Annotated in this window: 12 protein-coding genes and 1 pseudogene; 6 read left to right on the top strand and 7 right to left on the bottom strand. The window is 57.5% G+C overall.

Translation table 11 applies throughout. The features are described from left to right. Positions 1-76 precede the first annotated feature (76 nt). Positions 77-745, top strand: a complete 669-nt coding sequence (locus tag RAL91_RS10585; RefSeq protein WP_306262040.1) for a GntR family transcriptional regulator — start codon at positions 77-79, stop codon at positions 743-745. Between the two features lie 171 nt (positions 746-916). On the opposite strand, the gene RAL91_RS10580 is transcribed toward RAL91_RS10585, so the two are convergent. From RAL91_RS10580 to RAL91_RS10555, 6 genes are all read right to left on the bottom strand, one after another. After that, complete coding sequence (locus RAL91_RS10580; RefSeq protein WP_306262038.1) at positions 917-2,050, bottom strand: mandelate racemase/muconate lactonizing enzyme family protein; 1,134 nt, start codon at positions 2,048-2,050, stop codon at positions 917-919. Then, complete coding sequence (locus tag RAL91_RS10575; protein WP_306262036.1) at positions 2,047-3,567, bottom strand: tripartite tricarboxylate transporter permease; 1,521 nt, start codon at positions 3,565-3,567, stop codon at positions 2,047-2,049. Before RAL91_RS10575 ends, RAL91_RS10580 begins: the two co-directional genes overlap by 4 nt. Before the next feature lie 6 nt (positions 3,568-3,573). Continuing rightward, entirely contained in the window at positions 3,574-4,074 is a 501-nt protein-coding gene (locus tag RAL91_RS10570; protein ID WP_306262885.1) for a tripartite tricarboxylate transporter TctB family protein, read from the bottom strand. Then, complete coding sequence (locus tag RAL91_RS10565) at positions 4,074-5,009, bottom strand: tripartite tricarboxylate transporter substrate binding protein (RefSeq protein WP_306262034.1); 936 nt, start codon at positions 5,007-5,009, stop codon at positions 4,074-4,076. The genes RAL91_RS10570 and RAL91_RS10565 overlap by 1 nt, the downstream gene beginning before the upstream one ends. Positions 5,010-5,174: 165 nt before the next feature. Continuing rightward, on the bottom strand, positions 5,175-5,861 hold the full coding sequence (locus RAL91_RS10560) for a TetR family transcriptional regulator (RefSeq protein ID WP_306262031.1): 687 nt from the start codon (positions 5,859-5,861) through the stop codon (positions 5,175-5,177). A gap of 10 nt (positions 5,862-5,871) precedes the next feature. Next, positions 5,872-7,359, bottom strand: coding sequence for a DUF3604 domain-containing protein (locus tag RAL91_RS10555; protein WP_306262029.1), 1,488 nt, complete (start codon positions 7,357-7,359; stop codon positions 5,872-5,874). Positions 7,360-7,585: 226 nt separating this feature from the next. On the opposite strand from RAL91_RS10555, the gene RAL91_RS10550 reads away from it, so the two are divergent. After that, positions 7,586-8,431, top strand: a complete 846-nt coding sequence (locus tag RAL91_RS10550) for a GNAT family N-acetyltransferase (RefSeq protein WP_306262027.1) — start codon at positions 7,586-7,588, stop codon at positions 8,429-8,431. A gap of 95 nt (positions 8,432-8,526) precedes the next feature. Next, on the top strand, positions 8,527-10,194 hold the full coding sequence (locus tag RAL91_RS10545) for a sulfatase-like hydrolase/transferase (RefSeq protein WP_306262025.1): 1,668 nt from the start codon (positions 8,527-8,529) through the stop codon (positions 10,192-10,194). Positions 10,195-10,432: 238 nt separating this feature from the next. Here the strand turns inward: RAL91_RS10545 and RAL91_RS10540 are convergent, their stop codons facing one another. Then, positions 10,433-10,660, bottom strand: a complete 228-nt coding sequence (locus RAL91_RS10540; RefSeq protein WP_306262023.1) for a hypothetical protein — start codon at positions 10,658-10,660, stop codon at positions 10,433-10,435. Between RAL91_RS10540 and RAL91_RS25085 the strand changes: the two are divergent. From RAL91_RS25085 to RAL91_RS10535, 3 genes and pseudogenes are all read left to right on the top strand, one after another. After that, positions 10,607-10,838: pseudogene (locus tag RAL91_RS25085) on the top strand (IS481 family transposase); the annotation flags it as partial. The gene RAL91_RS10540 and the pseudogene RAL91_RS25085 sit on opposite strands and share 54 nt — an antisense overlap. Positions 10,839-11,493: 655 nt before the next feature. Continuing rightward, on the top strand, positions 11,494-11,598 hold the full coding sequence (locus tag RAL91_RS25080) for a hypothetical protein (protein ID WP_371932504.1): 105 nt from the start codon (positions 11,494-11,496) through the stop codon (positions 11,596-11,598). 167 nt (positions 11,599-11,765) lie between these two features. Next, entirely contained in the window at positions 11,766-12,746 is a 981-nt protein-coding gene (locus tag RAL91_RS10535; protein WP_306262021.1) for a sialic acid TRAP transporter substrate-binding protein SiaP, read from the top strand. Positions 12,747-12,817 lie beyond the last annotated feature (71 nt).

Raw genomic sequence — 12,817 nt, 5'->3', positions numbered from 1 at the left:
CTCCAAGGGATTGGAAGATCGGCTTCTAATATCTGATATACCAGATACCAGAAGTTGGCAATAGGGGAATTAGAAAGTGAAGTTGGATCGTCTTAACCGGCCTGAATCGCTCGCAGACATGGCTTCGCGTGAACTGCGCGCTGCCATAGTGGATGGACGCCTTAAACTTGGCGATCAGGTCTCTGAACTTCGGCTTTCAGAGATGCTGGGGATAAGCAAGACCCCGGTGCGTGAGGCCCTCCTCACACTCAAACGTGAGGGTCTGGTCAAGATCGACCCACAGAAAGCCACATCAATTTTCCATATAGATCAAAATGAAATCGAGGCTATTCGCGCCTTCCGCGAATTGCTGGAAGTGCGTGCCTCACAAAATGCTTTTGCGGGGGACCGCACCGCTTTTGCCAATGGAATCGGTGAGGTCATTGAAAAAATGCGCGTCGCCCTTGGTGAAGGTGACCGAGCCGAATACAGAGTTCTGGATGCTCAATTCCACGATATAATTCTTGAAAATGGTGGAAATTCCTATTTGAGCGCAGCCTACAAACTTGTCGCCACTAAAATCGGCGCATTGCGCACCCGTGCGCAGGATTCCGAAAAGGTCGTGAACAGTTCCATGCGGATGCACACGACCTTGCATGAACTGATAGAGCAGGGAAACGTCACGAAATTTTGTCAATTGCTGCGGTTGCACATCAATAATACCGGAAATGACTATATGATCTGGTTGAACGCGCAGCAGGATTGAAACCGGCATTGCTGGCGCCGGAAGTCTTGGATGCCAGCGCATCGGGCGAACAAACTGAAGGCATCAGCTCTAACGAATTGATCAAAGTATTGTTTAAGGCGACGAGAGAGACGCTTTAAGAAACACCCAGTTTCAGAGCGAAAATGGCGAACCTGTTAGAGAGTTATGTGACTAAATAGACAGCTCCAGCGCCAACTCGCCGCGTACGCGGTCCTCGTCTATGTCGCAGCCCAGTCCTGGGGTTTGGGGCACAAGTGCCGCCTGGCCTTCGCGCGGCAGCGGTGTGCGCAGGTAATCTCCGGCCAGATGCTGCGGCCCGTTCAGATCGACAGGATAGTCGATGCCATAGGCGGCGAAGACATGCACCGAGGCGGCAAACCCGATGGGCGCGTCCATGAGCCCCGAGCCGATGAGCTTCATTCCAGCGTTCCGCGCCAGATCGCAGAGTTGTCGGGCATAATGGATGCCACCCACTTTCTGTACCTTGCAGACCAGTCCCTCGACCGCATCGCGGCGCAAAAGCTCGATGATCAGCGGCAACCCCATGGCGGATTCGTCCAGGGCAATGTTCATCGTCGTGGCCGAGAGCAGCTTCTTCAATCCGTAAATATCGGTCATTGGGATCGGCTGTTCAAAGAGCTCAACTCCTTCAGCCTCGAAAAGTTTTGCCGCGCGCAGGGCGTTGTCCAGATCGTAACCCTGATTGGCATCGACCCACACCACTGAATCGGGGGCCACCTGATGTACCGTACGCACAATTTCAGCATCAAAGGCGGGAGTGTTACCGACCTTGACCTTGAAGGCGCGGAAGCCTTCGGCCAGTGCGGCCTCAACTGCCTTGGCCGTCTCATCCGGCCCTGGTTGCGAGACGAGATAGGCCAGTTCAACCCGGTCCGCCCGCTTGGCACCCAGCCATGTCTGAAGGTTGATCCCCAGCGCTTTGCAAATCAGATCATGCGCGGCCATATCCAGCGCGCCCTTTGCAATCGGCTGGCCGGGATCAAATCCGGGGGCTAACTCCATGTCCATCGCCGCGTGAAGTCCAGCAATGTCAAAGACGTCGCGCCCGATCAAGACCGGTGCCAGAACGTGCCGGATTGTCGTCGTGACCGAATGGATGGTTTCAGCAGACCAACGCCGGCTCGGCCCCGCTTCTCCCCAGCCCACGGTTCCGTCGTCGCTGGTCATCTTCACCAGCGCAATCTGCTTGCCCTCTTCGAGCGAGCGTGACACGCCGCGCGCCAGTTTCAGCACATCTTTCAGCGGCAGACGCACTGGCAGCACCTCAATTCGTTCAATCTTCATATCTGCGGCTCCTCTTTCTGCCGGTCTGTACGTTTTTGCCTGTCCGCATATTCGCGCCATCCGACCACCAAAATGGTCAGCAACGCGCAAGCCAGGAAGATCGCGGAAATGGGCCGGGTCAGGAAAATAGTCAAATCGCCGCGCCCCATGATCGCCGCCTGACGCAGCCCGACCTCAATCAGCGGGCCAAGGATAAAGCCGATCAGCAGTGGCGCGATGGGAAAGCCAAACCGGTTCATCAAATAGCCCATGACGCCGAAGCCGACCATGACATAGACGTCGAAATAGCTGCTTGTGGAAACGAAAATCCCCGTCACGCCCAGCACCAGAACAGCAGGAAAGAGCACCGGATTCGACACTCGTGCGGTTTGTATGAAAGCGTACATGCCAAGGCGCGCGATCACCAGATGCAGGGCCGAGGCCATCACGATCATCAAGAAGAAACCGGCGACGAACGCCCCCTGCTGTTCGAACAATGCGGGGCCGGGAATAAGCCCATGGGCGATAAAGGCACCCAGCATAATCGCTGTAATGACGTCGCCCGGAATGCCCAGCGTCAGCAGCGGCACGAAGGTCGAACTTGTCACGGCATTGTTGCCTGCCTCCGCTGCCGCGACACCTTCGATGGCGCCTTTGCCGAAGCGTTCAGGCTCACGCGACAGGCTGCGGCTCAATCCATAGTTCAGATAGGCAGACACCGCAGACCCCAATCCCGGAATGGCACCAATGAACACTCCGATTATGGACGACCGACCGATCACCGGTAGCGAACGGCGCCAGTCATCGCGGTCCAGACAATGCTCCGGATCGCTCAACCGCAATGGCCCCTTGCGCTTCAGGCGCGTCAGGCTTGTCTCCAAAATGCTCAACGCCTCGGCGATGGCGAAGACGCCGATAACCAACGCGATGAATGACCAGCCACCGGAAAGCTGGCGGACGCCGAATGTCAGTCGGAACTCACCGCTGAGTGGATCGACGCCAAAGGTCGACAGAAACAGCCCCATGGCCGCCGCGATGAGGCCCTTGACCATGTTGCCTTGGGACAAAACACCGACCAGCGTCAGCGCGAAGATACCCAGCGAAAAGCTCTCGGGCGGGCCGATACGCAAGGCGAAAACTGCCATGGGCACTGCAAAGGCGATAAGGGCGATGTCGCTGACGAACTCCGCTATCACGGAGGCGTAGAGCGACATTTTCAGCGCCTTGCCCGCTTTGCCCTGCCGTGTCAGTTCGTTGCCGTCGATGGCGGTCGCCGCCGCTGCTGGCGTGCCAGGCACATTTATCAGTACGGCGGTCAGCGACCCGCCATAGGTGCCGCCCTTGTAGATCCCGACCAGCATAGCCAGACCGGCAATAGGTTCGACGGTGAAGGTAATTGGTAGGGCAATGGCCACTGCCAGTGGCACGTTCAGGCCAGGGATCGAGCCGATAACGATCCCGACCACCAGCCCCAGAGACAGCATCAGGAATACCTGAAATGACGCGACCTCGGGAATCCCCTGAAGTAGGAAATCCATGATCCGTCAGCTCCAAAGTCTGGAGGCAGGCAGAAGCACGATCATGACCTTTTCGAAGAACAGCAACAACACGCCCGGCAACACCGCTGCCAAGCAGAGCAGCACCCACCAGTTGCGGTTACCGTAAAGCAGACCCGCACCGATCAGGAACACCCCGCTGGCCAGCAGATAGCCGAGCCATGGCAGCGCGGCTATGTAAACCAACAGTCCGGCCACCATCATCGGCACGCGCCAGTCGAGACCCGATCGGGCTGCTGCACCATTCGTCGAAACAGTCCCTTGTGATGGCGTCGTTCGAACCATACGCAGGACCGAGCCGGCCAGCAGCAAGACTGCCAGCCCCGCCATCACGATGACGACTGCAATTGGCATTGTCGTCGAGGTCACGTAGGCTCCCGTAGCGTCACTGCCAAGCAGGTTGGTCAGGAAGACCGCACAGAGTCCGAGAAGAATGACAGCTGCCCACCCGTCGGCATCGAGCCGTCTCGTCTTGTGCGGTCTGGCCATCATTTTTGCAGCATTGGCGCGTAGGTGTTCCAGTCACGCTCCCAGACTTTGCCGAATTCCGCAGCTGGCAAATAGGTCAGCTCGGAGGCCGACTTAACCGCACGCGCCTGGAAATCCGGATCCTGTGCGACAGCGTCAAAGGCTGCTTTCAGCGTTTCCAGAACATCGTCCGGCACACCCTTGGCGACGGCAAGGCCCACAAAGGGGCTGCCATAAACCTCGTATCCCTGTTCCTTGGCGGTCGGGATGTCGGGGAATGCTTTGTCACGCTCGGCGCTGAATACGGCCAGACCGCGCATTTTTCCGGCCTTGATGCTGGATGCTACCGTAGCTGCATTGGCGGGCAGCAAGTCGATGTCGCCCGCAAGAAGGGCTGTCGCGCCCGGTGCGCCGCCCTGTTGGGGCAAATGGACCACATCGATCCCTGCGCTGTCGGTCAGAGAGAGCAGCGTCAGGTGCGGCGCCACATTCGGAACGGCGCCGAACAGGTATTTGCCCGGATCAGCCTTGGCCGCCTCGACGAAGTCGTTCAGCGTCTGCCACGGCGAATCTTCGCGGACTGCAAGGACGAGCGTTGCCGCCACAAGCTGTCCGATCGGCTCGAAGTCGTCATAGCGATAGCCAACATCGTTCTTCAGGGGCGTCAGGACATGATTGCCAGATGTCGTGGCGAGGATCGTATAGCCGTCCTTGGGTGCATCCAGTGCGGCCTGAGTGCCCAGCGACCCGCCACCACCTGGCATGTTCGTCACAGCTACCGGCGTGCCAAGCTCTTCGCTCAGCGGCACAGCCAGCAGACGTGCAAGCACGTCTGTGCTGCCCCCTGCGTTCCATGTGACGATCATCGAGATCGGTTTTTCCGGATAATCTCCGGCGGCAGCCGCTCCGGCAAACCCGGTCGCTACTGTCAACGCGGCGAGCACGTTCGTGAACATCTTGGTCGGTTTCATGCTGGTTTCTCCCTTTGGTGTATCCCTGCGCCGGGCTCCGATGAGAAGTGCGCGGCGTGTCGCGCGGTCCAGAGTCAGGCCGCTTTCAACCGTTTGGTTGAGACCAGCTTACGCCGGTGCCCCCGGCTTGTGTCAAGCTTAATCTTGCAACTACGGAAGGTCGGGCGCGGTGCGCAGAAAGCTCAGGATCATCTCGCTCACATGGGTGCGGCGTGCAGCAATCCTGTCGCTTTCCAGCAGGTCCACGTCGAAGATCACCGATAGCGTGTACTGGTTGGAGAGAAAGAAATAACACAGTGAGGCAATCGAGATGTAAAGTTCGACCGGATCGGCGTCACGCTGAAAACTGCCGTCGTCCAGCCCGCGCCGAACTACCCGCCCCAATGTGCTTTTCATGCTGCCCTGTAAGGCGGGGATTTCATCGCTCGCCTTGGCATGCCGTGCCTTATGCAGGTTCTCATCGTTCAGCAGAGGGACAAAATACCGGTTTTCGACGGTGTAATCGAAATTGAAGTGGATGAATTTGCGCAGCGCCTCAACCGGCGACAGCGCGTCAAGGTCCAGCGCCATTTCGCGCTTGCGAATGTCGCGATAGGCGCGCTCCAGCACCGCACCGTATAGCTTTTCCTTATTCTTGAAATAATAATACAATAACTGCTTGTTCACCCCTGCCCGCTCGGCGATCATGTTGACGCGCCCACCGCCCAGCCCCACGCTCGAGAACTCATCGCGCGCCGCATCGAGTATCCGCTCGCGGGTGCGTTCAGGGTCACGCACCCGACCGGTTGCGTCTGAATTGATGCGAGAGGGCGGTGCAGAGGGGTTTTGGTTATCCATGACACCTGTTCTACCCTACAAACACCGGGCTTGCCCATGCCAAATGCCCGTTGGCCTGACGGGCGCGCAGATAGGCATGGCCGCAGCCACCCCGCATCGGTACGTCGCAGCGCCCCGCGATGCGTGAGGCTTTCAGCGGCACCAGTCTGTGCCATTGATAGGCTTCCTTCGGAAACGGCCCGGTGAAGAAGTTCTTTGATGTTACCGCGAGATCCGCCAACGACGTTTCGCTTGTCTGCTCGACCGGTTGGCGCAACGACAGGGCCACCCTGGTCTGCGCATCCCCTGCAATCTCCAAAATTGCACTCTGGTTCGGATTGCCTCGATAGGCGTCCCTGCGCGAAGTGAAGGACCGGATCGAAAGGCCGTCACTCCCCTCGCGTGTGATACGATGCCGCCGATCTTCATCGAACGGCCCCGATTGCAGGCAAGGCCAGAAATTGAGCAATCGCCCTCCCTCTACCGCCACGTCCATCTCCCAGTCGCAGGTCCGTTCAAGTGCCAGGTCACCCCATGGCCCCCAGCCCCATTCGAGCCGAAGTTGCACAGGTTCGGCAAAGGTATCGCCGCCCAGCCGCGCGGGGGGAGCAAAGTCGCGATGAACGATCTCTCCGCCCGAGATAATTTCGACGACGTCCATTTCGTCCCGCCCCTGGACATCATAGGTGATCTCGACGCTGTCGCGTGCGCCAAGAAATGTCCCCATGGGTGCCCCGTCAGCGCTGAAGTCGATCCCGATCCGATCACCGGTCAGCGCATAGGTGCGCCGCTGGCGGATCGCGTCCAGAATTGCACCGCGTGTGTTTTCTTTGACCAGCGCCGCCATCAGCCCTTCGCCATACGCCCCCGGAAAGCCGCTGTGACTGTCTGATGACGCCACGAACCCGAACCGCAATCCTGAGTCAAGCGCATGGGCCACAGTGTTCGTTGTCTCGCGTCCGCCCATGGAGTGGTTAAAGAAGGGAAACGCACCACGGTCGTCTTCGGAATTGCCGTGTTCAGAAAAGATCTCGACCACGGGCGAACAGTCACAGTTGAAGACATCCCAGTTCACGCCCCTGTGCCCTTTGGGGTAGGCCAGATGATGGGGGATCATCAGCGCGCTTTCTTGTCGGCAAAACCCGCGCAACGTCTCAAGGTCATTGGGGCGGATCAGCGGGCGGTGATCCTCGGGGAAGACGACGCATTGGTCGCCAAACTTGCTGGAATGCCACTCGAAGCCCAGAAAAGCACTGAAATCATCGGCACCATTAGCATCGGCGATCAGATTCTGGACATCCGGCCAGCCCTCTTCCAACCGCTGGAATCCGTTCAGCCAATGAGCCTCGCGCCCGCCTTCCATCGGCTCCATATCGTGCCAGTGAGAATGGCCTGTAAAGGAAAAGAAATCCAGATGATGGCGAGCGATGTCGATGGCCCGCTCCAGCGACCCGACGCCATAGCCAAGCGCGTTGTGGTTGTGAATATCACCATAGAGAATCCGATACTCTGAAGTCATGACCCTTGCCTATCCTCTGGCGCTGTGGCAGTTTTCAACCAGATGGTTGATAAGCGCCAAAGTTAGCGCATTGGTCAATTCTATTCAAGCGGCGGAGATCACATGAACACTCAATCCGGCGGCAACACCCTGCCTGAAAAGTTCGAAGACATCGAGGCGCTGCACCACCGACCGGTTCACTCGAGACAAGCCGACCCATGGCAAACTGACCAAGTTTCAAATCGCAATGGAAAGCATTGACGCCCCAGCGCTGCGCGCGCTAACGCCGGACGACTTGCCCAACCTCATGACGCTGGTCAAAGAGGCCGGGTGGAACCAGACGCCACGGGACTGGAAGATGATGCTCGCGCTGGGAAACGGGCGCGGATTGGCCGATGGGACAGGGCGCATCGTGGCAAGCGCGCTCACCCTGCCCCATGGCACCGGCCTGGGCTGGATTGGCATGGTCCTTGTGGCGGGCGCATGGCGCAAGCGCGGCTGCGCGACCCGGTTGCTGGAAGATTGCATTACCGAATTGCGCGAAGCTGGCCGGGTAGCAGGACTGGACGCAACACCTGCGGGTCAGCCGGTGTATGAACGCCTCGGCTTTGCAGGTAGCGAGCGGATTACGCGCTGGCGCCGCCCGGCACGTGTGCCCGAAGGCGAGGTCGCGGCTGGCATCAATCCCGCCGGGCGGGACGATCTGGCGCGGATCACAGCGCTGGATACAGAGATCTTTGGCGCCCCTCGCCCCGAACTCATCCAAGACCTGTGTAACCGCAACGTTCCAATGGGCTGGATTGCCGATGACGACGGCTTTCTGCTGCACCGGATGGGCCTGAACGCCCGCCAGATCGGCCCGCTCTGTGCGACCGACATGGCCACCGCCGGGCGGCTGCTGGATACGGCTCTTGCGCAATTTGACGAAGAGTTGGTGATGGACGCCTGTGATGCCCAACCCGGTTTCGACGCATTGTTGCAGGCCCGGGGCTTCGTGGTCGAGCGGCCATTCATCCGCATGTATCTGGGCACACCAACGCCCACCGGCGATCCCGGCCGCCTGTTTGCAATCGCCGGGCCGGAGCTGGGGTAAGACGACGAGCCATGCCCACAATGTACAAGCCTTACGACCAAAGAGAGCTGGTGCGGCTCTAGCGCCGACACGATACTGGAATGAGGATACACAGAATGACCGATACGCCAAATGTGTTATGGATTATGGCCGATCAGTTGAGGTTTGACTATCTCAGTTGCTACGGGCACCCGCATCTGCACACCCCCCATATCGACGCTCTGGCAGCACGAGGCGTGCGGTTTACCAATACCTACGTGCAATCGCCCGTCTGCGGCCCATCGCGCATGTCCGCCTATACCGGACGCTATGTACGCAGCCATGGCTCCACATGGAACGGCACACCGCTGCGCGTGGGCGAACCGACACTTGGGGACCATCTGCATGAAGCAGGGGCGCGGGCGGTTCTGGTGGGCAAAACTCATATGATCGCAGATCGTGAGGGCATGGCGTGGCTCGGCATTGATCCGACCAGCGAAATTGGTGTGCGCGTGTCCGAGTGTGGCTTTGAACCGTTTGAACGGGACGATGGTCTTCATCCCGACAGTCCTCAGCAGAAATGGTCGGCCTATGACGATTATCTGGTCAGCCTTGGATATGAATCCGACAATCCATGGGAGGATTTCGCCAATTCCGGTCTGGACCCGGATGGCAATCTGATGTCGGCATGGCTGCTCAAGAATTCGCGTCTGCCGGCCAACGTGCCAGAAGAACACTCGGAAACTGCCTATATGACCAACCGGGCGATGGACTTCATGGAACAGGCGATGGAGGGCGACAAACCGTGGCTCTGTCACCTGAGCTACATCAAACCCCATTGGCCCTATATTGTGCCTGCACCTTACCACAATATGTACGGCCCCGAGCACATTGTGGATCCGATAAGATCACAGACTGAGCGGGACACCGATCATCCGTTGTTGCGCGCCTATCAGCAGGCCCGGATCTGCCGCAGCTTCTCTCGGGACCACGTGCGCGACCATGTGATCCCGGCCTATATGGGGCTGATCAAACAGCTGGACGACAACCTTGGGCGGCTGTTTGCGTGGCTTGATGAAAAAGGATTGACCGATAATACGATCATCGCCTTCACCTCGGATCACGGGGATTACATGGGCGATCACTGGATGGGTGACAAGGATTTCTACCACGACGTCGCAGCGAAAGTACCCCTGATCATTGCCGATCCCCGGTCCGATGCAGACAAAACGCGCGGGACGACATCCGAGGCGTTGATCGAGATGATCGACCTTGCGCCCACCTTCATGGCAGCGATGGGCTGCGCGCCCAAACCACATGTCATTGAAGGCCGCGATCTGACGCCCCTGCTCCATGCAATAGATGGTTTCTCCCGGCGCTACGCCATCAGCGAACATGATTATTCGAGCTTCGAAATGGCGCGCGCCTTAAATGTTGCCCAAGAGGATGCGCGCACCGTCATGATTTTTGATGGGCGCTGGAAATACATACGCTGCGAAGGCTTCCCTCCGGTTCTATTTGACCATGAATCCGATCCGAACGAGTTCATCAATTTGGGTGGGAGTGACGAACCCGAGCACAAGCAAATACGGGCTGACATGGAACAGGCGCTCCTGTCTTGGTCAATGCAACATCACACGCGGATCACAGCCACAGCAGACATCCTGGCAAGACAGGGAAATGCAGCAGAACGTGGCATCCTGATGGGCTTCTGGGACGAGGCTGAATACGAAGAGACGACCGGAAAACCATTCAGCAGTCTCAAGCCAACAGGAGCACCTGCATTGAAACCGGCAAGTGAATAGTCGCCGTCAAAATCAGGGTTTTTGGGTCTGATAGATTTGCAGGGAGCGCTTGGTTGCAGCGGTTGCTGAATATCCTGCGTGTCCTGTTTTAACAGAGCTGTGTATTGTGCTGCCAGCAGCCGTTGGCTTTTGGTGCGGGACCTGCGGCGACACAAGTACGAACGTGGTTATGTATCGACCGGCTACCCAAGGGCTGTAAAGCTGGGAAACGCCAGCGCTGGCGATGTCATCGTTTATGTCATGCGGTTGCTTCCGCGGTGCCCCCGCCGTCAGGCTTTTCTGCGGGTGAACACCGATTCCCGGAGGGATCAAATAAAGTAATCCGCTCTGGGGGAATACTCAGCGTGACCTGAGCATCGGTCGCGATCTTGCGTTGCAGGAACGTTTGCACGGTTATATCGCTGGTCAGGCCAACGCCCTGTGGTGTGCTGACTACAAGGGCGAGTTCAAGCTTGGCAATGGTCAATATTGTTACCCTTTGACTGTGACCGACCATGCTGTTGATGAGTGAAGCTCATGATTCAACCAAACAGATCAATGCTCTGTCGGCTTTCCAAGGGTTGTTTGAAGAACACGGCCTGCCAGAGGCAACGAGAATGGATCATGGCTTGCCATTTGTCTCTGGCAATGGACTCTACAATCTGGAAAATCAGCTTCATGAAATATGATCTGGGTTATATCGACCTGGAACAAAAAACACTGCAAACTATCGACAACCCGTTCGGCACAAGGGTGTAACCTATGTCTTAGGTACAAACTGTTACCTATGTCTGCGGAGCGGACAGGGAAGTGGGTGGCTGTACTGGCAGTCTGGGGCTAACCAGTCTAGGGTCCATACCCTTAGGATATCATGCTTCTTCAGATAGGCTCTGGCCTCCCGACTGGCGGAATCCGATGCCCTCACTTGAAAGCCCACCGAACTGCCTGCAGTCTGCTGAAAATGGAAATGTTCCCAGCCATATCCGCTGCCCGGCAAACAAGTGAAGCGCCGTCGAGAGGTGCCGCACAAAAGGTGGATTGAACTCCAACCTGCATACGGTCTGTGATGGCAAGGGACGTCCAATCATCATGGGTCTGAGTGAGGGCCACTTAAGCTATCACATCGGCGCCAAACTGATTTATCCGGCGTTTCCTTAAAAAGCATCCCGCCTGATCGGCGACAAAGGGTATGACAGCGATGAGTTTAGAGCTGGGCTGAAAGCCAAGGGAATAACGTCCTGCATTCCACTGTGAAAGGGTCGCAATCTTCCCGCCGGTTATAGCAAAACCCTCCACAAACAACGCCACAAGGTGGAAAACATGTTCGGCAGACTCAAGGACTGGCGGCGCGCAGCAACTCGATATGAGCGATGGGTACGCACATTCCTTTCAGGCATATGCATTGCAGCTATCGTCATATGGTGAATTTAACGGGTCCTGAACCTAAGCTGCCGGCCGCTTAGGTAAAGTCTCCGACAAAAATGCGCCAATTATTCCTCTGCGGGCTTGCCTAACACTGTGTAACCCATAAGGTTAGGTACTGAACGTGGCAGCCCTAGTGGCACCGCCGCGTCAACCTAGGGAGGAACGACATGAACATTAAGAATATGCTTTTCGCCACCGCCTCGACCGTTGCTGTGCTGGGGCTTTTGCCTGCCACGGCAGTTGCCGAAACCAAACTGAAATGGGCGCACGTTTATGAATCGAGCGAGCCATACCACACCTGCGCTGTGGCTGCTAACGAGCTGTTGATGGATGCCACCGAAGGCCGGTATGGAATCGAAGTATTCCCCGCCTCGTCCTTAGGCAAAGAGGTCGACATCAACGAAGGTCTGGGGTTCGGCACGGTCGACATCATTTACACAGGACAGTTGTTTGCAGGCCGCTCCTACGGCCCAATCGCCATTGGCGGCGCGCCGTTCATGTTCCGCGATTGGGATCACTGGGACAAATTCCGCAATTCCGAACTGTTTAATGAATTGTCCCAAGGATACACAGATGCCACGGGTAATCACATCACAGCGATGACATATTATGGCGCGCGCCATGTCACATCCAACAAGCCGATCCTGACACCTGCCGATATGGATGGGCTGAAAATTCGCGTGCCCAATGCCCCACTTTACATGATGTTCCCAGAGGCAACGGGAGCCAACCCGGCGCCAATCGCCTTTGCGGAGGTGTATTTGGCCCTGCAACAAGGTACCGTGGATGCGCAGGAAAACCCCCTGCCGACGATCCAGGCCAAAAAGTTCTATGAAGTGCAAAGCGACATCAACCTGACCGGCCACATCACCGATGCTCTGCTCACTATCATTGGCGGCCCAGCTTGGGATGCAATGGATGCCACAGATCAGGCCAATCTGACTCAAGTGACCAAAGACACCGCCGTGTGCGCCACTGATGCCATTATCAAGGCCGAAGGCGAATTGGCTGAATGGTTCCGCGGTGAAGGCGTGCAAGTGAACGAAGTGGACCGCGGCCCGTTTATCGAGGCGGTTAAGGCTATGCATAACGGCGAAATGGCCACCTGGGATCAGGCCACGTATGACCGGTTGCAAGCCATCGACTAAATCGGCTCTTCTCTTTGCAGGCGGGCGCTGTGCCCGCCTGCACCCTTTTCCCTAAGGATAAGTCATGAGCA

Source organism: Pararhizobium sp. IMCC21322 (assembly GCF_030758295.1).
GTDB lineage: Bacteria > Pseudomonadota > Alphaproteobacteria > Rhizobiales.
This window is presented reverse-complemented; position numbering and strand designations above follow the sequence as displayed.

Excerpts from the sequence above, each read along its gene's own strand:
- RAL91_RS10580 (WP_306262038.1), bottom strand. The coding sequence starts at position 2,050 with ATGAAGATTGAACGAATTGAGGTGCTGCCAGTGCGTCTGCCGCTGAAA.
- RAL91_RS10575 (WP_306262036.1), bottom strand. The coding sequence starts at position 3,567 with ATGGATTTCCTACTTCAGGGGATTCCCGAGGTCGCGTCATTTCAGGTA.
- RAL91_RS10570 (WP_306262885.1), bottom strand. The coding sequence starts at position 4,074 with ATGGCCAGACCGCACAAGACGAGACGGCTCGATGCCGACGGGTGGGCA.
- RAL91_RS10565 (WP_306262034.1), bottom strand. The coding sequence starts at position 5,009 with ATGTTCACGAACGTGCTCGCCGCGTTGACAGTAGCGACCGGGTTTGCC.
- RAL91_RS10560 (WP_306262031.1), bottom strand. The coding sequence starts at position 5,861 with ATGGATAACCAAAACCCCTCTGCACCGCCCTCTCGCATCAATTCAGAC.
- RAL91_RS10555 (WP_306262029.1), bottom strand. The coding sequence starts at position 7,359 with ATGACTTCAGAGTATCGGATTCTCTATGGTGATATTCACAACCACAAC.
- RAL91_RS10550 (WP_306262027.1), top strand. The coding sequence starts at position 7,586 with ATGGAAAGCATTGACGCCCCAGCGCTGCGCGCGCTAACGCCGGACGAC.
- RAL91_RS10545 (WP_306262025.1), top strand. The coding sequence starts at position 8,527 with ATGACCGATACGCCAAATGTGTTATGGATTATGGCCGATCAGTTGAGG.
- RAL91_RS25080 (WP_371932504.1), top strand. The coding sequence starts at position 11,494 with ATGTTCGGCAGACTCAAGGACTGGCGGCGCGCAGCAACTCGATATGAG.
- RAL91_RS10535 (WP_306262021.1), top strand. The coding sequence starts at position 11,766 with ATGAACATTAAGAATATGCTTTTCGCCACCGCCTCGACCGTTGCTGTG.